The organism is Paenochrobactrum glaciei, from assembly GCF_039522165.1.
GTDB classification, from domain to species: Bacteria; Pseudomonadota; Alphaproteobacteria; order Rhizobiales; family Rhizobiaceae; genus Paenochrobactrum; species Paenochrobactrum glaciei.
Map to the genome: position 1 here is coordinate 137,454 of NZ_BAAADE010000003.1, position 20,907 is coordinate 158,360.

At 49.3% G+C, this 20,907-nt stretch carries 19 protein-coding genes; 8 read left to right on the top strand and 11 right to left on the bottom strand.

Translation table 11 applies throughout. The features are described 5' to 3' along the window. Positions 1–10: 10 nt before the first annotated feature. From ABDZ76_RS10215 to ABDZ76_RS10240, 6 genes are all read left to right on the top strand, one after another. Positions 11–1,147, top strand: coding sequence for an ABC transporter substrate-binding protein (locus ABDZ76_RS10215; protein ID WP_343805051.1), 1,137 nt, complete (start codon positions 11–13; stop codon positions 1,145–1,147). A gap of 167 nt (positions 1,148–1,314) precedes the next feature. Next, positions 1,315–2,235: a branched-chain amino acid ABC transporter permease gene (locus ABDZ76_RS10220; RefSeq protein ID WP_343805053.1), complete on the top strand. Its 921-nt coding sequence runs from the start codon at positions 1,315–1,317 to the stop codon at positions 2,233–2,235. Between the two features lie 9 nt (positions 2,236–2,244). Further along, positions 2,245–3,225, top strand: a complete 981-nt coding sequence (locus tag ABDZ76_RS10225) for a branched-chain amino acid ABC transporter permease (RefSeq protein WP_343805056.1) — start codon at positions 2,245–2,247, stop codon at positions 3,223–3,225. Next, positions 3,218–3,967 carry an ABC transporter ATP-binding protein gene (locus ABDZ76_RS10230; protein ID WP_343805058.1) on the top strand — a complete coding sequence of 250 codons (750 nt, stop codon included), beginning with the start codon at positions 3,218–3,220 and terminating at the stop codon, positions 3,965–3,967. The genes ABDZ76_RS10225 and ABDZ76_RS10230 overlap by 8 nt, the downstream gene beginning before the upstream one ends. After that, on the top strand, positions 3,968–4,651 hold the full coding sequence (locus tag ABDZ76_RS10235) for an ABC transporter ATP-binding protein (protein ID WP_343805060.1): 684 nt from the start codon (positions 3,968–3,970) through the stop codon (positions 4,649–4,651). It abuts the gene before it with no gap. A gap of 181 nt (positions 4,652–4,832) precedes the next feature. Beyond that, positions 4,833–6,605, top strand: a complete 1,773-nt coding sequence (locus ABDZ76_RS10240; RefSeq protein WP_343805062.1) for an SLC13 family permease — start codon at positions 4,833–4,835, stop codon at positions 6,603–6,605. Positions 6,606–6,662: 57 nt separating this feature from the next. Here ABDZ76_RS10240 and ABDZ76_RS10245 read toward each other — a convergent pair whose 3' ends face one another. From ABDZ76_RS10245 to ABDZ76_RS10265, 5 genes are all read right to left on the bottom strand, one after another. Next, a complete protein-coding gene (locus tag ABDZ76_RS10245; protein ID WP_343805578.1) occupies positions 6,663–7,412 on the bottom strand; it encodes an ABC transporter ATP-binding protein in 750 nt (249 codons plus the stop codon). An 11-nt stretch (positions 7,413–7,423) separates the two neighbouring features. Continuing rightward, the gene (locus tag ABDZ76_RS10250) at positions 7,424–8,197 is read right to left on the bottom strand and encodes an ABC transporter ATP-binding protein (protein ID WP_343805064.1); all 774 of its coding nucleotides are present in this window, start codon (positions 8,195–8,197) and stop codon (positions 7,424–7,426) included. A gap of 12 nt (positions 8,198–8,209) precedes the next feature. Further along, on the bottom strand, positions 8,210–9,349 hold the full coding sequence (locus ABDZ76_RS10255) for a branched-chain amino acid ABC transporter permease (RefSeq protein ID WP_343805580.1): 1,140 nt from the start codon (positions 9,347–9,349) through the stop codon (positions 8,210–8,212). Positions 9,350–9,354: 5 nt separating this feature from the next. Then, positions 9,355–10,383, bottom strand: coding sequence for a branched-chain amino acid ABC transporter permease (locus tag ABDZ76_RS10260; RefSeq protein ID WP_343805066.1), 1,029 nt, complete (start codon positions 10,381–10,383; stop codon positions 9,355–9,357). A 92-nt stretch (positions 10,384–10,475) separates the two neighbouring features. Then, positions 10,476–11,819 carry a substrate-binding protein gene (locus tag ABDZ76_RS10265; RefSeq protein ID WP_343805068.1) on the bottom strand — a complete coding sequence of 448 codons (1,344 nt, stop codon included), beginning with the start codon at positions 11,817–11,819 and terminating at the stop codon, positions 10,476–10,478. Positions 11,820–11,999: 180 nt separating this feature from the next. Between ABDZ76_RS10265 and ABDZ76_RS10270 the strand changes: the two genes are divergently transcribed. Then, entirely contained in the window at positions 12,000–13,541 is a 1,542-nt protein-coding gene (locus ABDZ76_RS10270; protein ID WP_343805070.1) for a helix-turn-helix domain-containing protein, read from the top strand. A gap of 3 nt (positions 13,542–13,544) precedes the next feature. On the opposite strand, the gene ABDZ76_RS10275 is transcribed toward ABDZ76_RS10270, so the two are convergent. Genes ABDZ76_RS10275 through ABDZ76_RS10285 form a run of 3 tightly spaced genes read right to left on the bottom strand, consistent with a single transcriptional unit; the run spans position 13,545 to position 16,946 of the window. Further along, a complete protein-coding gene (locus tag ABDZ76_RS10275) occupies positions 13,545–16,256 on the bottom strand; it encodes an ATP-binding protein (RefSeq protein WP_343805073.1) in 2,712 nt (903 codons plus the stop codon). Further along, positions 16,253–16,558 carry a TVP38/TMEM64 family protein gene (locus ABDZ76_RS10280; RefSeq protein WP_343805075.1) on the bottom strand — a complete coding sequence of 102 codons (306 nt, stop codon included), beginning with the start codon at positions 16,556–16,558 and terminating at the stop codon, positions 16,253–16,255. Before ABDZ76_RS10280 ends, ABDZ76_RS10275 begins: the two co-directional genes overlap by 4 nt. A 1-nt stretch (position 16,559) precedes the next feature. After that, on the bottom strand, positions 16,560–16,946 hold the full coding sequence (locus ABDZ76_RS10285; protein ID WP_343805077.1) for a response regulator transcription factor: 387 nt from the start codon (positions 16,944–16,946) through the stop codon (positions 16,560–16,562). A gap of 370 nt (positions 16,947–17,316) precedes the next feature. On the opposite strand from ABDZ76_RS10285, the gene ABDZ76_RS10290 reads away from it, so the two are divergent. Then, entirely contained in the window at positions 17,317–18,168 is an 852-nt protein-coding gene (locus tag ABDZ76_RS10290; RefSeq protein ID WP_343805079.1) for a sulfite exporter TauE/SafE family protein, read from the top strand. Here ABDZ76_RS10290 and ABDZ76_RS10295 read toward each other — a convergent pair. The 3 genes from ABDZ76_RS10295 to ABDZ76_RS10305 all read right to left on the bottom strand — a co-directional run bounded on the left by ABDZ76_RS10295 (position 18,148) and on the right by ABDZ76_RS10305 (position 20,906). Next, positions 18,148–19,134, bottom strand: coding sequence for a DMT family transporter (locus ABDZ76_RS10295; protein ID WP_343805081.1), 987 nt, complete (start codon positions 19,132–19,134; stop codon positions 18,148–18,150). The genes ABDZ76_RS10290 and ABDZ76_RS10295 overlap by 21 nt on opposite strands. A 107-nt stretch (positions 19,135–19,241) precedes the next feature. After that, entirely contained in the window at positions 19,242–19,850 is a 609-nt protein-coding gene (locus ABDZ76_RS10300; RefSeq protein WP_343805083.1) for a hypothetical protein, read from the bottom strand. A gap of 114 nt (positions 19,851–19,964) precedes the next feature. Further along, a complete protein-coding gene (locus ABDZ76_RS10305) occupies positions 19,965–20,906 on the bottom strand; it encodes a nucleoside hydrolase (RefSeq protein ID WP_343805085.1) in 942 nt (313 codons plus the stop codon). Between the last annotated feature and the right edge of the window lies 1 nt (position 20,907).

Below are 20,907 nucleotides of genomic sequence, written 5' to 3' on the forward strand. Positions count from 1 at the left end.
GGGGAAATTTATGAAAAAACTGACATCAGCTTTCTTAGGTTTAAGCATGTTGCTTTCCGGCACAGCTTTGGCTGAGCCTATTAAAGTAGGCATGATTACCACTTTGTCCGGTGGCGGGGCAGGGCTTGGCGTTGATATTCGAGACGGCTTTTTGCTGGCTTTGAAACAGGCAGGCAATAAAGATATTGAAGTCGTTGTTGAAGACGATGCGCAAAAGCCTGAATTGGCGGTGCAAATTGCCGATAAAATGATTCAGAGCGATAAGGTGGACATTCTTACCGGTATTGTTTGGTCGAATTTGGCGATGGCTGTGGTGCCGGGTGCTGTCGCACAAGATAAGATTTATATTTCCACCAATGCTGGGCCTTCGGCTTTGGCTGGTGAAAAATGCAGCCCGAATTACTTCAATGCCGCTTATCAGAACGATAATTTACATGAAGCGGTCGGTAATTACGCCAATGATGCAGGTTATAAAAAAGCTTTCATCCTCGCGCCAAACTATCCGGCAGGTACGGATGCGCTGACTGGTTTCAAGCGTTTCTTCAAAGGCGAACTGGCTGGTGAAGTTTATACCAAAGTCGGCCAGACCGATTATGCGGCTGAAATTGCTGAAATCCGTGCTTCCGGCGCAGATTCCGTCTATTTCTTCTTGCCGGGCGGCATGGGCATTGCTTTCATGAAGCAATATTCACAGTCTGGCGTCGACATTCCGGTGATGGGACCAGGTTTCTCCTTTGATCAGGATGTTTTGGCCGCAATTGGTGATGCAGCTTTGGGAGTGAAAAACTCGTCGCATTGGTCAAAAGATCTCGATAACGCAGCCAACAAGAAATATGTCGAAGCTTTTAAAGCTGAGTTTGGCCGCATTCCATCGCTTTATGCGACCCAAGGTTATGATGCTGCTAATCTGATTTTGTCAGCGGCAGCGAAAGCCAGCATTAAAGACAAGGACGCTTTCCGCGCCGCTTTGAAAGAAGCAGATTTTGACAGTGTTCGTGGCAAGTTTAAATTCGGCAATAATAATCACCCTATTCAGGATATTTATATCCGCGAAGTGATTAAAGAAGATGGCGTTCTGACCAACAAGATCGTAGCGACATCCTTCACCGACCATCAGGATGCTTACGCTTCCGAGTGCAAAATGTAAAAAACGCTGTGGTTTCAAGCGTTTAAATCCAAGCCATTGAAACATGCGGATGTTGTTTAGAAATCATCCGCATGTTTTAACCACCTGATTAACTAACTCATTGATATATCAGGTTTTTACGGCAGGCGCTTAAACAGTCTTCCCACATTTAACCACAGGATGATCGTGTGTCGCTGGCTCTTATTATTGAACAGCTCCTCAACGGCCTGCAATTTGGCGTGATGCTATTTTTGATGGCGGCAGGGCTGACCCTCATTTTCGGTGTTATGGGCATTATCAATCTGGCTCATGGCTCGCTTTTTATGATTGGCGCTTTTGCCTGTGCGGCAGTTGCGGCTTATACCGGCTCATTTTGGATCGGGCTGATGGCAAGTCTCGCAGGTGCTGCCGCTGCTGGCGCATTGATGGAAATTACCGTTGTGCGAAGGCTCTACGGGCGTGAGCATCTGGATCAGGTTTTGGCGACTTTCGCGCTGATTTTGATCTTTTCAGATGCAACGCGCTATGTTTTCGGTTCATTTCCGCTTTATCTCGACATTCCGCCTCTGTTGCAGGGCTCAGTTACCTTGCCGGGCGGGGCGCACTATCAGCTTTATCGTCTGGCGATTATCGGCGCTGGTATTTTGGTTGCGCTGGGGCTTTATCTTCTCATCAACAAAACACGTCTTGGAATGCGTATTCGTGCCGGTGAATCTGATCGCGAAATGATCAGCGCATTGGGGGTGGATATTGCCAAGCTCAATACGATTGTTTTTGCTCTTGGTGCAGCACTTGCAGGTTTTGCCGGTGCGCTGGTGGGGGCTTTGCAATCCGTACAGGTGGGCATGGGCGAACCGGTGCTTATTCTTGCCTTTGTGGTGATTGTTATTGGCGGGATCGGCTCGATTAAAGGCGCGCTTTATGCAGCAATTCTGGTGGGCGTGGTTGATACATTGGGGCGGTTTTTGCTGCCAAAGCTGTTTGCGCTGTTCATTCCGCCGTCACAGGCTTCCACAACTGGTACAGCCCTTGCTTCGATGCTGATTTACATTGTCATGGCGATTATTCTGACATTCAGGCCAAAAGGCCTGTTTGCGACTGAGCGATAGGGAAGTGTGATGAAAACAGAAACTCTTCTCAATCTTTTCCTCGCTCTCGTTCTGCCCTTGGTCGCAATGGTAGCTTATTGGATCGGCGAGCCGTTTTATGTTAATTTAACCACGCGTATTGCGGTTTTGGCACTTGCGGCAACCGGTTTAAACCTGGCTCTTGGTCTTGGTGGGCTGGTTTCCTTTGGTCATGCGGCCTTTTTTGGCATTGGCGGCTATGTGGCGGGCATTTTTGCTACGCATGCTATGTCCGGCACGCCCTTTATTGAATGGCCGTTTGATATTGGAGCAACCAACCAAATGCTCGTCATCTGGATTGTTGCGATGCTGGTTGCAGGGCTTGCAGCGCTGGTGATTGGTGCGATCAGTTTACGCACTTCCGGCGTTTATTTTATTATGATCACGCTCGCTTTTGCACAGATGGTTTATTATTTTGCCATTTCATGGCCAGCCTATGGTGGTGAAGATGGCCTCTCAATGCCGGTACGCGATGCGTTTTTCGGTCTTAATACATTTGACCCGCTTAATCTGTTTTTGATTGCTTATCTGGTGTTGATGGCGGTGATTTATGGCTTTTGGCGGCTGACAAATTCGCGTTTTGGTGCAGCACTACAAGGTGCGCGCCAAAATGAGGTGCGGCTTGCCTCCATTGGTATCAAACCGTTTCAGATCCGCTTAACCGCTCTTGTGCTTTCAGCGATGATCACAGCGCTGGCGGGTACGCTTTTTGCTGATCTTAATCGTTTTGTCAGTCCGACAATGTTGTCATGGCATATGTCGGGTGAGTTGATCGTGCTGATTGTGTTGGGCGGAACGGGACGCTTGTTCGGGCCTTTGGCGGGTGCTGTGCTCTATGTTCTGTTTGAGTTTGCGCTGGGCAGCACGGTGGAACATTGGCAGTTTTTCTTAGGGCTGATCTTGCTGGGTGTGGTGATGTTCGCACGCGGCGGATTAATCGGCCTTATTGCGGGGAGGGCACGTCATGGCTGAACCAATTCTCTCCATTCAGAACTTGAAGAAGACATTTGGCGCTCTTAAAGCTACGGATGATGTCAGCGTTGATTTACGTAAAGGTGAGATTCATGCGCTTATTGGCCCCAATGGAGCGGGCAAATCAACGCTGATTCATCAAATTGCAGGCACTTTGCGTCAGAACAGCGGGACAATTTACTTCAATGGCGCGGAAATTTCCGATCTGTCTGTCGCAGAACGCGCACAATGCGGTCTGGGGCGGACATTTCAAATTTCGTCTTTGATGCCGGAATATTCAGCACTGCGCAATGTCACTTTGGCGCTGCAATCAAGGCAAGGTTCAAGCTTTCGCTTTTGGAAATCAGCTGTCACAGATCGCAAGCTGGTGGATGAAGCAGAAGAAATTTTGCAACGCGTCGGGCTTTACGAACGCCGTTTGGTTGTCAGTGCAGAGCTGTCGCATGGTGAAAGGCGGCAATTAGAAATCGCCATCGTGTTGGCTTTGCAGGCAAAAGCGCTGTTGCTGGATGAGCCGATGGCCGGTATGGGGCCGGAAGGCTCCTTAGCGTTGACTGGTTTTCTCGATAAATTACGCGATCAGGCACCCATTTTGCTGGTTGAGCATGATATGGACGCTGTTTTCGCGCTCGCAGATCGCATTTCGGTGCTGGTTTACGGCCGCGTGATTGCAACGGGAAGCGTCAGTGAAATCCGTAACAATCCGCTGGTGCGGGAAGCCTATTTGGGGGAGGGGCATTAAATGTTGCTGCAAATTGATCAGCTTGAGACATTTTATGGCGCTTCACAGGCTTTGTTTGGCGTTGATCTCTCCATTGCTAAAGGTGAGGTGCTGGCGCTGATGGGGCGCAATGGTATGGGGAAAACCACTACAATCAGCTCTGTTTTCGGGCTTAACCCGGCAAAACGTGGCAAAGTGGTTTTTAATGGCACTGATATCACCAAACAAAAACCTTATAAGATTGCTCGTCTTGGCCTTGGGCTTGTGCCGGAAGGGCGGCGTTGCTTTCCAAATCTGACTGTTAATGAAAATTTGCTGGCTTCAGCGCGTCATGGAGAATGGACGATTGAAACGGTGCGCAAGCTTTTTCCGCGTCTTGAAGAACGTGGCCAGCAATCTGCCCAGACACTTTCGGGCGGCGAGCAGCAGATGCTGGCGGTCGGACGTGCTTTGATGACCAATCCGGAGCTGATCGTGCTGGATGAAGCAACGGAAGGGCTGGCACCTGTTATCCGGCAGGAAATCTGGAAAGCGATCCGTGCTTTAAAAAACACCGGACAATCGATTATTGTCGTTGATAAAACTCTGTCGGAATTGCTTCCCGTTGCAGATCAATGCGTAATTTTGGAAAAAGGTGTCACAGTTTGGCGGGGCACACCGGATCATCTTGATGCCGATGTGCAGGAACGCTATCTCGGCGTTTGATAAGTGATTGATAATATAAAGTTTTAAAGCATTGATTTATTTAGGCGAGCCTTGGTGATCTGCGCCATCGCTTGCCCGAATATACAGATGCATCCTTCCTTTTTCGGAAATTCTTTCTAATTTCAGTCATAATGCGGATGATTCTACTCACCCATATGGGCTGAAACAGGGATTTTTATTGATGACATTACCCCAAATTCTGGCCTCGGGCACAATTGCGCTGATGATGGCAGCCTTTTTATGGGGCAAGTTTCGTTATGATCTTGTGGCTGTCTGTGCGCTTTTATTGGGCATTGCAGTTGGCGTTGTGCCTTATGATGAAGCTTTTAGTGGTTTCAGCGATGAAATTGTCATCATTGTCGGCAGCGCTCTCATTGTTTCGGCGGGGGTCGCGCGTTCCGGTTTGATGGAAGCAGCGGTTCAGAAATTTTTTCCCAAAGTGTCGTCTGTGCGCATTCAACTGATCATTCTGGTCGCGGTCGTGACCGTTTTGTCAGCGTTTATCAAGAATGTCGGCGCTTTGGCGATTATGATCCCTGTTGCTTTCCAATTTGCCCGCCGCTCCAATGTGTCGGCCTCGGTATTTCTTATGCCGATGGCTTTTGGTGCTTTGCTTGGCGGATTGATGACACAGATTGGTACATCGCCCAATATTGTCGTTTCGCGCTTACGCGCTGAAATGGTGGGCGAAAGTTTCACCATGTTTGATTTTACCCCTGTGGGCGCGACACTTGCCGTTGTGGGCATTCTTTATTTGGCTTTTTTCTACAAGCTGATCCCTGAGCGGAAAAAAGAAAATGTTTCAGCAACGGATGCAATTGAGATCAGAAACTACGCATCCGAAGCAAAAATTGCCAAAAATTCCAGTGTTATCGGCAAAACAATCGTTGAACTGATCAAGCCGGCAGAAGGCAATGCGATGATTACTGCTATCATCCGTGATGGCCGCCGTATTACGCCTTTGCCTGATCGCACCGTTTTAGAGGGCGATGTGGTGTTGCTGGAGGGAGATTCCAAAGCGCTGGATGCGGTTATCAGCAATGGTAAGCTTCAGATCGCCGAAAATCGCAATCCGAATGATACGGACGGCTCAGAAGAGATTGAGGCGATTGAAGCCGTTATCGGTAAAAATTCGCCGTTAATTGGCTTATCTGCCCGAAATCTTGATCTTTATAGCCGTTATGATGTGAACTTGCTGGCGGTTAGCCGTGAGGAAGAGCGTATTACGCAGCGCTTGGGCGAGGTGGAGTTTCGTTTTGGCGATGTGATCGTGTTGCAGGGGCGCGCCAATATTTTGCCGCCATTGTTGCGCGAATTTGGATGTTTGCCGCTTGCAAAGCGCACGATTTTGCTTGGCAGTGTGCGCCGTGGACTGGTGCCGCTGGCAATTCTGATTGTCGCTATTATGGCGACTGTATTAGGACTTTTACCGGTTTCGATCGCTTTCTTTGCTGCCGCTGTAGCGATGATCCTGTTTAAAGTAATCCCGATTAATGAGATTTATTCGGCAATTGACGGGCCAATTTTGATCATGCTGGCTGCACTTATTCCCGTCAGTGATGCTTTGCGCACTACCGGCAGCACCGATTTGATTGCTGAAGGCCTGTCAATGCTCGCGACCTATCTGCCGCCATCAGGCGCATTGGCAATGATTTTGCTGACTGCGATGGCTGTGACGCCGTTTCTCAACAATGCGGCAACTGTGCTGGTGATGGCACCGATTGCCACGAGTTTTGCCGCTGGTTTAGGCTATAAGCCGGAAGCCTTTCTGATGGCGGTTGCGATTGGCGCTGGTTGCGATTTTCTGACCCCCATTGGCCACCAGTGTAATATGCTGGTGATGAGCCCGGGCGGTTATAGATTCAGCGATTATCCGCGTTTGGGTCTGCCACTTTCCGCAATCATTGCTCTTGTGGCTGTGCCAGCATTGATTTTCTTCTGGCCACTGACGTGATACTAAAAAAACCCCGCATGAAATCACTTTCATACGGGGTTTTTGTTGTTTTAAGCTTTATATCGCCAGATATTCGTTACGTAAATCCGGACTATCAAGCAGCTCTTTGGCGCTGCCGCTAAAAACCAGTTCGCCGGAATCCAAAATCACTGCGCGGTCAGAGAGCCGCAAAGCCGCAACGGCATTTTGCTCGACGATGATCGTCGTAATGCCGCGCTCTTTAATATCATAGACGATATTTTCGATCTCTTTGACGATAACCGGTGCCAAACCTTCATAGGGTTCATCAAGCAGCAGAAGTTTCACGTCACGCGCAAGGGCACGCGCAACGGCCAGCATTTGCTGCTCACCACCGGACATCGTCACGCCTTCCTGATTACGCCTTTCGGCAAGACGTGGAAAATGCGCGTAAATCTGCTCCAGGCTCCAGCCCTTATTCGGGGCAATTTGCGCCAAAATCAGGTTTTCTTCCACAGTCATGCCCGGAATAATACGCCGATCTTCCGGCACAAGCTGGATACCGGCTTGCGCGGCTTGGTAGGATTTCATCGTGTGTAAAGGCTGGCCTTCGAGCCAGATTTCACCCGCACGGGCTTCCGGCTCAGCCAAACGTGCGATGGCGCGCATGGTAGAGGTTTTGCCCGCGCCATTTCGGCCGAGAAGCGCCAGAATTTCACCCTTTTTAATGTCGAGATTAACACCTTGAACGATGTAGCTCTCGCCATAATAGGCGTGAAGATCGCGGATGGCGAAAAACTCCTGCGAAGGATCGCTATTATTGGCGGCAGAGATTGCCTCTTTTTTCATTGAGACTGCACTCATTCCTCAATCCCTCCCAGATAAGCCATTTTTACGCGGCGGTCGTCTTTAATATCTTCCGGCAGGCCGGTGGCGATGATTTTGCCCTGTGCCAGCACGGAAATTTTATCGGCCAAAGAAAACACCACATGCATGTCATGCTCGATGATGACCTTGGTCATGCCGGTCATTTTGATTTTTTTAAGCAGTTCAATGGTGGTGTTGGTATCGTGGCGCGACATGCCGGCTGTCGGTTCATCCAACAATAGCAGACGCGGGCGCTGGATCAGGCACATGGCCAGTTCAAGCCGTCTTTTGTCACCGCGCGATAACACGCCCGCCAGGCTTTCGCGATGATTATAAAGGCCGATATCATTAAGCAGAGCCTCCGCTTCATCGCGAATTTCGGCTTCCTTGGCGACAGAGCGGAACATATTGATTTTAAACGCGCCGTCACGGCGGGCAAAAGCCGGTGCCATGACATTTTGTAAAACGTCCAGATCGGCAAAGATTTCCGGCGTTTGGAAAACGCGCGAAATACCAAGCTGATTGATTTCATGCGGGTTTTTTCCGGTCAGAATAGTGCCGTCAAAAACAACAGCACCACTGCTTGGGGGAATACGCCCGATGATCACATTAAGAAGGGTTGATTTACCGGCCCCGTTGGGGCCGATGATTGCGTGGGTTTTGCCTTCTTCAATTTGCAGGTCAATGTCGGACAAAGCCTGCAAACCGCCAAAGTTTTTAAACACATCTGCTGCATGCAGAACAATATTACCTGGTGCCTCACTCATGACAGCATAATCCTATTCTGCGGGTTGGGGATGAAGGGCTTTGGCGGTTTTGGGTTCTGGCCTGAGTTTTTTTAACAAGCGCTGGTAACCTTCAACCAAACCACCTGGCAGGAACACCACGATCAGCACAAAGATGAGGCCGAGGGTCAGGTGCCAGCCTTCGCCGACAAATTTGGAAAGCACAGTGACAACCGCATTTTCCAAGCCATCCGGCAGGAAAGCAAAGGCCTTATGCAGCATATTGATGTTGATGGCGGAGAAGATATTTTCGAAATATTTGATCAGCCACGCACCAATTACAGGGCCGGTGAGTGTGCCGACACCACCGAGGATGGTCATCAGCACGACATTGCCGGATTCTGTCCATTTCATGCGCTCAGCACCGGCAATCGGGTCGGTAACGGCAAGAAGAGCACCGGCCAGCCCTGCAAACATGCCGGAGATGACAAAGGCTGAAAGCATATAAGGCTTGGTGTTAAAACCGGTATAGACCATGCGGGTCTGGTTGGATTTGATACCGCGCAGCGCCATGCCAAAAGGAGAGGCGAAGATTTTCTGCGACAGATAAAAAGCCAAAATCAGCAGAACGGCGGAGATATAGAAGCCGAAATATCCGCTGATTTCCATCCCGAACAGACTTGGTGTCGGCAGACCGGTGCCGCTGGTGGTGGCGCCGACCATTTTGTCGAAAACTCGAGGGTCATCGCGTGCTAACAGCAGGCCCGTTTCACCATTGGTAATCGGGGTCAGCACAGAATAAGCCAGACTATAGCTCATTTGTGCAAAAGCGAGCGTCAGGATGGAAAAGTAAATACCGGATCTGCGCAGGCTGAAGAAGCCGATGATCAGGGCAAAAATTCCGGCCATGACCACTGCCAGCAGGGTGGCTGGTATAATATCCATGGAAAAAAGCTTGAATGACCAGACTGCGGTGTAAGAGCCGACACCTAAGAATACAGCATGGCCGAAGCTTAAATAGCCGGTAAGACCAAAAAGGATGTTAAAACCGATCGCAAAGATGGCGTAGATGGCGAATTTTTGCATCAAACCCGGATAGGCTGCCCCGATAGGGGCAAGCCATAAAGGCATGGCAATCACAACCAGCGCAAAAATTGCAAATGTAAGCGTGTCTTTTCTGGATAGTGAAAACATGGCCATCAGGTCTCCATCACACCGCGGCGTCCCATCAGACCACGCGGACGTACCAGCAGAATAACCACAGCCACCAGATAGATAATGACTTGGTCAATGCCCGGAATAATTGACTTAATCTCGGTCATCGAAGCGAAAGATTGCAGGATGCCGAGCAGGAAACCGGCAATAACAGCGCCCGGCAACGAGCCCATACCGCCCACCACAACGACAACAAAACTAAGGACAAGGAAGTCCATGCCGATATGATAGTTTGGCGGCAATAATGGCGTGTACATAACGCCCGCAACACCGGCCACAACGGCAGCAAGCCCGAAAACCACGGTAAAGCGGCGGTCAATATCGATGCCGAGCAGCCCGACCGTTTCACGATCAGCCATACCAGCGCGCACAACCATGCCGAAAGTGGTGAATTGCAGGAAGGCAAAAACGCCGCCGATAACGGCTAAAGAGAATAATAGATAAACAAGGCGCCACCATGGATAGGTGAGAGTATGTGCCTGCATGCCGATCCAAGAACCAATATCGGCAGCGCCGCGCAAATCTGATGGCACCGGTTGTGGCACCGGATTGGCACCGAAAAAACTTTTAATGATTTCCTGCAGAACAATCGCCAACCCGAAAGTGACGAGAATTTGCTCGGCATGGGTGCGTTTGTAGAAATGTTTGATCAGGCCGCGTTCCAAAACGATACCAATAATTAGCATCACCGGAACGGCCAGAAGAATGGAAATGGGGACGGAATAATCGACAAGCACTGCGCCGAAATCGCCAAGCCAGTTCTGCACCAGCGGCGTGCGCACTTCAACCGGCGCGCCCCAGGGTGAGAGTTTCGTCGGGTCTGTGGTGACGACTTCCATCGTGATGAGATAGCGAAACATCACTGCACAAAAGCAGCCAAGCATAAATAAAGCGCCGTGAGCGAAGTTCACTACGCCCAGCGTACCAAAGACCAGCGTAAGGCCAAGGGCGATAAGAGCGTATGCACCGCCTTTATCCAGACCATTGAGCAATTGCGCAAATAACGCGTTCATATCTGTTCCTGCGGGTTAAACCTTAAAAAGGTGAAAGTGATGACTTATCCGGCGCGTGTACCGCGCCGGATAAAATGCCCGTTTTTTAACAATCAGCAGGTTTTAGGGTCGTAAGGGCCCAATTCACCGCCAAAAATGCTCGGGTCATAGGTCACATCGGCGCGTGCTGCCTTGCCGACCACATTGAGAACATCGAATTTGCTGGTCGGGTTTTCATTGCCGCGCACCACAAGCACATCTTTGAAGCACTGGTGATCGCTGCCGCGATAAAGGGTAGGGCCGTTGCCCATGCCGTCAAATTCAAAATCTTCCAGCGCTTTGATGACTTCCGGCGGATAGAATGTACCGGCACGTTCACAGGCATCGGCATAAAGAATAGCCTGAACATAGCCTGTATGGGCAGACTGTGACGGTGGTGAACCATAGGCTTCGCCATAGGCTTTGGTGAAAGCTTTGGTGCCTTCATCATCAAGAGCCCAATGCCAGTTGGAGGTGCCGAAAATGCCTTTCACGGCCTCGCCGGCACCAACAGCCATCAATTCGGAGAACATCGGCACAACGATTTCAAAGTTTTTGCCGTTTGCCTGACGATCGCGCAGACCAAACTGCACCGCCTGCGGCAGCGAGTTGACCATATCATGGCCATAATGGTTGAGGATCAGAACGTCGGCACCGGAGTTCATCACCGGTGTCAGATATTGCGAATAGTCGCCAAGACCAAGCGGTGTGCGCACTGTTGCAACGGTTTCCCAGCCGAGTGCTTCAGTGGCGGCTTTAATGGATTCTTCTTGTGTCCATCCCCATGTATAGTCGGCGGTCAGGTGATAAGCGCGGCGTTCGCGGCCATAGGCCTCAGCCAGAAACGGCGCAATGGCCACACCGGATTGATAGGCATTGAAGAAATGGCGGAAGCCATAACGGCGTTTGTCTTTACCGGTGGTGTCATTGGAGTGGGTCAGGCCGGACATGTAAATCACGCCCTTTTCCTGACAAAGGCTCTGTACGGCAATTGCTTCACCTGATGTCACGGAGCCTGTTACCATAACGGCTTTATCGCGTTCGATCATACGGCGGGCGCCATCACGCGCAGCGTCGGTGTTGGTTTGTGTGTCCCCTGTGACAAACTCAACTTTTTTGCCTAAAATGCCATTGCCTTTCAAAGCCAGTGGCTTGAGCGTATTGAGTGCGCCACCATCGCCTTCACCATTAATATGTTTAACGGCGAGCTCATAGGCTTTCAGCTGTTCCAGACCTTCTTCGGCATAAGAGCCGGTTTGTGGTACGATAAAACCGAAAACAGGGTTGCCGCTTCCCGGATTGTTACAGAATTCCTCTGCCCAAGCACCTTTGCTGAAAACCAGCGGTGTGCCAAGCGAGGTCACAAGACCTGCACCGGCACCTTTGATGACAGTACGCCTGTTAATACGAAATGACATATGAGCTCCTCCTCGAGCATAGCTTTTTTAAGCTTATTGTTCCCAAGGAGTAGTGTCGTCCAAAAGAAATATACTTCAATAACAAATTGATATTGCTATATGAATTTGTAAATATTATAATTTTTGTAAATATTAGTTTGTCAATAATTTACATATCTGTTTTACCCTGCCGGAGCTACCATGCGCGCACCCATTGGCATACAGATCAGAAAACAAAGAAAAGCCACCGGACAATCACAGGCAAGTCTGGCAAAAGCTGTTGGCATTTCAGCCAGTTACCTGAACCTCATCGAGAGTAACAAACGTGCCATTGGCGGCGCATTATTATTGCGTTTGGCCGAACGTCTTAATCTGGATGTGGAGCATTTATCCGGCCGCAGCGAGCAGCGGCAAATTCTGGCTTTGCAGGAAATCGCGACTGATCCGGTTTTGTGCCGTGCGGATTTAAGCGCGATTGAAATGGCGGATTTTGTCGCCCGCTATCCGGAAGCAGCAAGAGCCATCCAGTTGCTTTATCAGGCTTATACGGATGCCAATGAGGATATGGAGGCCTATGCCAGCCGCCTGCGTTCCGACCCGTTTTTGTCGGAAACGCTGCATGAAGTGCTGAACCGCATTGCCGCGATCCGCTCAAGCGCGGAAATTCTTTTTACCATGCCGGATTTAAACGCTTCTGACCGGCATCGCTTTACCGGCATGATTAATAGTGAAGGCGACAGTCTCACCAGCACGGTGCGCAATCTTGCTTCTTATTTTGATGAATCAACCGCACGGCGTAAAGCAATTACGCCGTTGCAGGAGGTGGAAGAGGCAATCATTGCCTGGGAAAATTACTATCCGCGCTTGGAAGAAGCGGCTGTTGAATTGCGCCGTGAAATTGAAGCGCATGGCGAGTTTTCAGAAACAACACTGACCCTAGCGCTGGAGAAAAAGCTGAAAATCCGTTGTCGTAAATGGGCGGAAAAGCAAAATGTCAGCTGGGGACATTGGTTTGATGCGGGCAATGACACACTTTGGTTTCGCGGTAATACCACAGCTGCCACAAGACAATTCCAGATGGCCAATCTTTATGCGGCCCAGTTAATGCAAAGCACTATTGCGGCACAAGTTGATCTTTTTAACCTGACGTCGCCGGAAGCCTGCTCCATTGCGCAACATGCTTTGTCATCTTATATCGCGGGTGCGATTATGATGCCCTATGAGGCGTTTTTCAAAGATGCGGAAGAACATCTCTATGATATTGATTTATTGTCGCAAATTTATAGTTCCAGCTTTGAACAGGTTGCGCATCGGTTGGTGACATTGCGGCGCAAGGGACAAGAAGGCGTGCCTTTTGGCTTTTTGCGTGCCGATATGGCTGGTCGTTTGAGTAAACGCTTCCCGCTTCCTGGTTTTACATTGCCGGTTTCAGGTCATGGCTGCTTGCTCTGGCCGGTTTATGATGCTTTTGCCTCTAATAGTGCTATCCGGCAGATTTCTGAATTTACCAATGGAAACAAATATTTGCTGGTGGCTAAGGCCGTGCCGAAACGTGTTTCAGCTTTTGGGGATCGCCCGCTGGTGTTTTCGGTGATGCTGGCTTGCGATATTTTGCATGCCGACAGAACCATTTACGGTAAAGGGCTGGAATTGAACGCTAAACCGGTGCCGATCGGCCCTTCTTGCCGCCTTTGCATCCGTTATGATTGCAGTCACCGGCAGGAACCGGCATCAGCGCCTTGAACCTCAGGCGCTGACAGGCTGGCGCAAAGGCAGGCTGATGCGGAAACAAACACCGGTCTGTCCGTCATCGACCAGTTGAAGTGAGCCACTCATTTTAGTGATGATACGGTGGCTGATATTAAGCCCCAAGCCTAAACCATGGCTGCCATGGGCGTTTTCACGCGAGGAGCCACGCACAAATTTGTCGAAAATGCTGCGTTTGAACTCTTCCGGTATGCCGGAGCCATTATCAGAAATATCGACATGGTAATGATCCGCCACAATATAGGAGCTGATTTTTACCACCGGAAAAACCGCATCATTATGAGCAATCGCATTGGCGATAATATTGATGAACACCTGTGAAAGCCGGTCGGGATCGGTATGCACCCATGCTTCTTTAACCCGTTCACCGCTTTCAACCATCATAGATCTTTGTTGCGCCAATGCTTCGCAAACGGCAACCGCGCGTTCCAAAACCTCTTCTGCATTGGCTTCGATATTTTCCCAATTGCGTTCACCATGTTCCAGAGCATTGAGATCAAGGATTTCATCAAGCAGTTTGGTCAGGCGCATACTTTCGCGATGGATTGTATTCACGAACCGTTTTTTGTGATCATCGTCGAGCTGATCATCGGTCAGTAAAATTTCGGAGAAGGAGCGGATGGAGGTCATTGGGGTGCGCACTTCGTGGCTGACCTGCGACAGAAAATCATCTTTTTGCCGGTGTAATTCATGCAAAAGCGCGTTGGCTTCGGTCAGTTTTTGCGCCGTTTCGCGCAGTTCCTGCGATTTTTCTTCCAATTCATGCGAATATTCGATCACTTGTTGCGTTTCATCGGCAATGCGCATCACCTCTTCCAGTGTGATGATATCGCCGGCAACAATTTTGCTGAGTAGCAAATGCGCAGAGGCTGAACCGATGGAGCTGGCAAGACTGCGTTCCAGCTCGGCGATAAATTCAGCTGAAGCCTCAAACCGCTCGCGTCCGTGCCCGCGCGGAATATTGTGAATGTCGAAAATATTTTTCGCGCGTGACCAACCAAGAACACGCTCAGCCACGAAAAACAATTCATCCGTTGAAACCGAGCCTTGAATAATGTGCGATTGCGCTGCTTGACCGGGCTTAAACACATCTACAAATAAGGCTGCCTGAATGTGCTCCATAACGCTTTGATTGGTGAGCATGGAAACGGAAATCAGCGTGGAAATGTTAAAAAACATGCTCCAGAACACCGAATGGACCAGCGGATCATAGTCTTCCATGCCGAAAAGCGCTTCTGGGCGCAGCATCGACAGACCCCATGGGCCAAATTCGACAATTTGCGCGACCACTTCGCTGGTGGTGCCGAAGCTTGGCAAAAAGGATGTCCATGCCCAGATGATGAAACCGATGAGAATACCGGAAAATGCACCTTTAACGGTTGCTGCATGCCAATAAAGGGCGGCGACCATAGCGGGTAATAATTGCGCGACACCGGCAAAGGAAATGAGGCCGATGGGTGCCAAAGCATCGGAATTGGAGGTAAACCAGAAATAGAGAAAACCGAGACATAAAAGGGCGGCAATGGAAATTCGCCTTGTGCGCAGCAAAAGCCGTGCAATGCCACGCTCGCCTGCGGCTTCCAGATTATCGGAATGGCGCAACGCAATCGGCAAAACCACATGGTTGGAAACCATGATGGAAAGTGCGATGGAGGCGACAATAATCATTGAAGTGGCGCTGGAAAAGCCGCCGATAAAGGCAAAAAGCGCTAGACCGTCATTGCCGGTGGACATGGGCAATGTGAGCACAAACATATCCGGATTGGAACCGGCGGGCATAGTGGAAAGCCCGTAAAAAGCAATCGGCATGGTAAAAATGCTCATCACCAGCAAATAGGCCGGAAATGCCCAACCAGCAGTGCGTAAATGCTCTTCATTGGAGTTTTCAACGACGGTGATCTGAAATTGGCGCGGCAGGCAGATAACTGCACAGGCTGATAGAAACAAAACCGTTACCCAGCGGCTGCCGAAGCTTTCGCGCTCATAAATATTAATGCCTGCATCTGCGGCTTGGGCGTAAATTTGTTCCATCCCGCCGCCGAGGCTGAAAACAACAAAAATACCAACAGCAATAAGGGCAATCAGTTTGACAATGGCTTCAAAAGCAATCGCCGCAACGACGCCGTGATGCTGCTCGCGCGCATCAACATTGCGGGTGCCGAACAAAATGGTGAAAAGCGCCATACCGATAGCCACGCCAAGGGCAAGTTTAACCTCATCCAGCCCACCGCCGCTTTTGGCGATGGAAATCACCTGAATGGAACCGGTAATCGCTTTTAGCTGGAGGGCAATATAAGGCGTGATGGTAATCACGGCGATGAGCGTTACCAGCACTGCAAGCGGGCTGGATTTTCCAAAGCGCGAGGATAATAAATCTGCCACCGATGTGATGCGCTGGGCGTGGCTGATACGGATGAGTTTGCGCAGCAAAAACCACCAGCCGACGAAAACTAAAGTCGGCCCCATATAGATAGCCATATATTCCAGCCCGCTGCGGGCAGCCGTGCCGACAGCGCCGTAAAATGTCCAGCTGGTACAATAGACCGAGATCGACAGCGTATAGATAAAAGGTGAGCGTAAAAAACCGGCATTGCCGCGCTGGGCGCGTTTATCGGAAATATAAGCAAGCAGAAACAAAAGCCCCACATAGGCAACAGCTGTCAGAATAACGAAATTCGGTGACAGCATCATCTTGGCCTGTTCTGATCTGCGGTGAGATCGCGGTTTTGAGGCTCAGCTTCAGGGGAGGGAGCTTGTGTTTTGCGGCTCTTGCGTGAAATAAAAAAAGCAATGACAACCATGATTGTCCAAACGCCGAGCAAATATAAAAAGGCGAGTGGTATGCCAAAGACGAGAACTTTGTGATTAAACAAGTTCATCATTGGCGGCAGTGAGAAAACACAGCCAAAAAGCGGCAATAGAAACACCGCATTATCGCGTTTTTTATCGCCATCACTTTGCGGAGGGCGCGCGTGACCCCGATTTTGAACCATATTAACCCGCCACGATTTGCGGGGTCGAAAGTAAACGGCTGACCTCGGCGATGACCTCACTGTTGGAATAGGGTTTGGTAATAAAACCGTCGGCGTTTAAATCGGAAGCCATTTTACGGTCATAACGCTGGCCGCGCGCGGTGAGCACCAAAACATTAGCCTGATAAAGCTCCGGCTGGGCGCGGATAGTTTTCAAAACATCCATGCCGTTTTTGCGCGGCAGCATAATGTCGAGCAATAATACGCGCGGTTGCAACCGGACAAGCGCTTCTAAAGCTGCCTCACCATCATGAACAGCAGCGACACTCCAGCCTTTTCGTTGCAGGATAAACTCAAGGGATTCTAATATTGCGGGTTCATCTTCTGCGATAAGAATATCCAGCACCACTTAACCTCCCCCTATTGTGAAGTCTTAAATCAGCGCCGTTCCCTTGATCTTTTATGGTTTTTAAAGCGCTGCTGACTTTTTATCTTTATGCTTTTGTCACTATTGAAGCTGAAAAACACCGGCGGCACAAGCCGCATCCCTCAATCACCGGTATTGTTTCAATGCTCCTTGTGATTCCTTTAGTTTAATATGGGCTTTAGCTATAAGCAGCCTATTCAATGGTCTAATACTGGCTCAAATGGCGGTATTTCTGTTGTTTGTGGTTTAAAACTCTCAAGCAAGCTTTGCAAAACAGGCTCAGTATGAAATGTTGCGACCTCTTTGAGATTTTAAGAACCCACAGTAATTTGATAATAACGGACATGAGAGAATGACGGGTATTGATACATATGAACTGGTTTGGCTGGTTATCGGCCTGCTGGTTGCCGGTGGCATTACAGGAATGCTGGCCGGATTGTTTGGCGTTGGCGGCGGTACGGTGGCCGTGCCTATTCTCTATGAACTGTTCCGTTATTTAGGCGTGCCGGAAGATGTGCGCATGCAATTATGTATCGGCACATCGCTGGCGATCATCGTGCCGACATCTATCCGCTCTTTCTACAGCCATCGTTCAAAAGGCGCGATTGATCTGGCATTGCTGCAAAGCTGGGCAATTCCGATCATTATCGGTGTGGTTCTGGGCGCGATGATTGCGCGTTTTGCACCGGCAGAACTGTTTAAAATCATTTTCGTTGTTGTGGCTGGTTTTACCGCAATTCGCTTGCTGTTCGGCAAAGAAAACTGGCATTTGGGCGAAGTTTACCCGAATAAGATCATCGTCAAACTGGTTGGTGGTGTTATCGGCGTTCTTGCCTCGTTGATGGGCATTGGCGGCGGTCAGCTCTCCACCTTGTTCATGACCTTTTACAAGCGTCCGATCCATGAAGCCGTAGCAACATCATCAGGTGTTGGTGTGCTGATCTCTATTCCGGGTGCTCTGGGCTATATTTATGCCGGCTGGCCAACCGCAGCACTTTACCCGGATGTGGCGGCTTTGCAGCCGCCGATGACATTGGGTTATGTGTCACTGGTCGGTTTCCTGCTCTTCATCCCGACCAGTATTTACATGGCACCGGTTGGCGCAAAATTGGCGCATAGCCTGTCCCGTCGTAAGCTGGAAATGGCATTCGGTTTGTTCCTGTCCGCCATTTGTCTGCGCTTTTTATACAGCATTTTCTTTTAAGAGCTGTTTTTTACGTTCTGCCGCGCGCTTTTGCTCGCGGTAGAACACAAATAATCCGCTGCCGACAACGATAAAACCACCGACAAATGTCCACAGATCCGGCATATCGCGGAAGATAATCCAGCCGACAATGATCGACCAGACGAGCTGTAAATAGTTGAATGGCTGCAATAATGTTGCCGGTGCCAATGTCAGCGCTTTAATCAAAAAGAAATGCGCGACCATGGCCATAACGCATAAAAGCGAAAGCCATAATAAATCAACCGGCGCCATACTGACCCAGAAAAGTGGCAAACCGAGTGTCATGAGCACTGCACCGACGGCGCCGACATAAAAGAATGATGTGACAGCACTGTCGCTGGTGCCGGAAACGCGGGTTAAAATCTGATAAAGTGCATAAGCAATAGCACCAAGCATGGTGTAAACGGCACCAAACTCCATCACCCCGCTGCCGGGGCGTAAGATCACCAGAATTCCACCGAAACCAACGGCCAACGCCAGCCAACGCCGCCAACCAACCTTTTCGCCTAAAAAAATCGCCGCTAACGCGGTAACAAAGAGCGGATAGGATTGAAAGAGCGCGATAACTTCTGCAAGCCCCATGGTTTTAAACGCCAAACCAACCATGGCAATTTCAAAAACTAAAATTAGCCCGCGCGCGATTTGAATAGCAGGTTTACGGCTGCGGACAGTATTTTTAAAACCTGCATCCGCGCGCGCGGCCATGATTGTTCCGACGGCAAAAAATACCCAGTAACGCGCCATAATAATAAAAGTAATCGGATAGTCGGTGACCAGATGCTTGGTGATAGCATCTTGCATGGCAAAAATGGCGGTCGCGCCTATCACCAATGTAATACCTAATTTATGGTTGCGTTCGGTTTGCATACTGGAAGGCTGTGCCTGATCGGAAGCGCCAGCAGAACCTTCCGCAGACTGAACGGCGAAGTGTTTGTTATTATTCAATTTTTTATGCCAACTTGGTGGGTATTTAACGAAAGACGATAAAAACATCAGGAAAAGGCGTGGCGCTTATGACAAGCGACGCACTCAACTAGGGTATCTGATTTTACTTAATGATCAATTCCTAAAAAATTCAACGTAAAGTCAAGGACAATACTGAAGGTTAAAAGACCAATCAGGAAGAACTGAAATTTCTTTGATTTAACGCGCATAGCGAGCAGAATACATAGCGTGGTGAAAGCTAAAAGGCCAAATTCCACGATCAAGCCTCTCATATTATGAGCGCTCAACTCGTTGCGAATTTCATTCAGATTTTGCACGATATTGATGGTGATGAAAAATGAGAAAAGCCATTTTTTGCGGGAGAAGAAATATTCTTCATAACCGCCATACTCGTTCACATCATCGGGCGTTAAGGTGACGCAGATGAAAAACAGCCCAAAAACATATGATAAATCAACGATATACGTATAAATGTCGTAGGTTTTTTCGCCACTTTCAAACAGATAATCCCACCAGAACTGGATGATCCAGAGCAGGATGACAAAAACCCAGCCCATATGGACTTTGGAGATTTTATGTTTTGTCGGGTGTTGGATGAAACGGGATAGAAAAATCAGAATACGAGACAAGCACAGGCTGATCCCCATACCGTTGATAATGCGCATATGCGCAAATGTATCAGTCGCAGTAATCGCGTGTTCTAAACCCGAAGCCAACAAAACACCTGAATATTTGTTATGAATAAAAAACCTGATGCGTAAGTTTGAGTAAACGATATACTCTTCAATGGTTTGGTGCAATAAGCTTAAAATTATGAAATATTTTTAGGTTCAGCTGGGTAAGTGGCTTAAACGCTTTGTCAGCAGAGTGAAAAAACCATCTGCATCTACGTCACGCATATAATAAGCGTTTTTTGCTCGCGTGGTTACGCCCCACCAATCAACAACGGTTTCACCCATAGTGAGATCAGAAGCAATTTCAATTTCCACATTGCAATGACGGCCGGAATAAAGCTCTGGTTTGAGCAGATAGGCAATCACATTCGGATCATGTAATGGCGCGCCATCAGTGCCATATTTAGCTTCATCATGTCGTTGATAATAAGAAAGCCAGGCGGCAACAATTTCACTGCTGCGGGTGCTGATCTGACGGATGGCATCAATGCGCTTTTTGGTGGTTAAAACCTGATGCGTCACATCCAGTGGCAGTATTGTCAGGTGTAAACCGGCATTGAAAACGACATGGGCTGCGTGCGGGTCGACATAGATATTAAACTCGGCCACAGGTGTGATATTGCCGCCTTCAAAATAACCACCACCCATCATGATGATTTGTTTGATGCGGGGCGCGATGGCCGGTTCGCGTGTTAATGCCATGGCAATATTGGTCAAAGGCCCCAAGGTGCATAAAGTGACCGTGCCGATTTCTTCCTGCAAAAGAGTTTCAATGATGAAATCGATAGCATTTTGCGGCTGCAAAGGAATTTCGGGAGCGGGTAAATCATAGCCGTTCAGGCCGGTGTCGCCGTGCACTTCTTCTGCGGTTACGAGTTGGCGCACTAATGGTCTTGATGCACCGGCAAAAATCTTGACGTCTTTTCGCCCAGCCACTTCACAAATCTTGCGTGCATTGCTTTGAGTCTTCTCAAGCGGGATGTTACCGGCCAGGGTGGTGATGCCTAAAACATCCAGTTCAGGACTGGCGAGCGCCAGTAAAATCGCTACCGCATCATCTTGCCCCGGATCGGTATCAATAATGATCTTTGTTTTCATG

Bases quoted from the DNA above. Each gene is read 5' to 3' on its own strand.
- ABDZ76_RS10215 (WP_343805051.1), top strand. From the start codon at position 11: ATGAAAAAACTGACATCAGCTTTCTTAGGTTTAAGCATGTTGCTTTCC.
- ABDZ76_RS10225 (WP_343805056.1), top strand. From the start codon at position 2,245: ATGAAAACAGAAACTCTTCTCAATCTTTTCCTCGCTCTCGTTCTGCCC.
- ABDZ76_RS10230 (WP_343805058.1), top strand. From the start codon at position 3,218: ATGGCTGAACCAATTCTCTCCATTCAGAACTTGAAGAAGACATTTGGC.
- ABDZ76_RS10235 (WP_343805060.1), top strand. From the start codon at position 3,968: ATGTTGCTGCAAATTGATCAGCTTGAGACATTTTATGGCGCTTCACAG.
- ABDZ76_RS10240 (WP_343805062.1), top strand. From the start codon at position 4,833: ATGACATTACCCCAAATTCTGGCCTCGGGCACAATTGCGCTGATGATG.
- ABDZ76_RS10245 (WP_343805578.1), bottom strand. From the start codon at position 7,412: ATGAAAAAAGAGGCAATCTCTGCCGCCAATAATAGCGATCCTTCGCAG.
- ABDZ76_RS10250 (WP_343805064.1), bottom strand. From the start codon at position 8,197: ATGAGTGAGGCACCAGGTAATATTGTTCTGCATGCAGCAGATGTGTTT.
- ABDZ76_RS10255 (WP_343805580.1), bottom strand. From the start codon at position 9,349: ATGTTTTCACTATCCAGAAAAGACACGCTTACATTTGCAATTTTTGCG.
- ABDZ76_RS10260 (WP_343805066.1), bottom strand. From the start codon at position 10,383: ATGAACGCGTTATTTGCGCAATTGCTCAATGGTCTGGATAAAGGCGGT.
- ABDZ76_RS10265 (WP_343805068.1), bottom strand. From the start codon at position 11,819: ATGTCATTTCGTATTAACAGGCGTACTGTCATCAAAGGTGCCGGTGCA.
- ABDZ76_RS10270 (WP_343805070.1), top strand. From the start codon at position 12,000: ATGCGCGCACCCATTGGCATACAGATCAGAAAACAAAGAAAAGCCACC.
- ABDZ76_RS10275 (WP_343805073.1), bottom strand. From the start codon at position 16,256: ATGATGCTGTCACCGAATTTCGTTATTCTGACAGCTGTTGCCTATGTG.
- ABDZ76_RS10280 (WP_343805075.1), bottom strand. From the start codon at position 16,558: ATGGTTCAAAATCGGGGTCACGCGCGCCCTCCGCAAAGTGATGGCGAT.
- ABDZ76_RS10290 (WP_343805079.1), top strand. From the start codon at position 17,317: ATGACGGGTATTGATACATATGAACTGGTTTGGCTGGTTATCGGCCTG.
- ABDZ76_RS10305 (WP_343805085.1), bottom strand. From the start codon at position 20,906: ATGAAAACAAAGATCATTATTGATACCGATCCGGGGCAAGATGATGCG.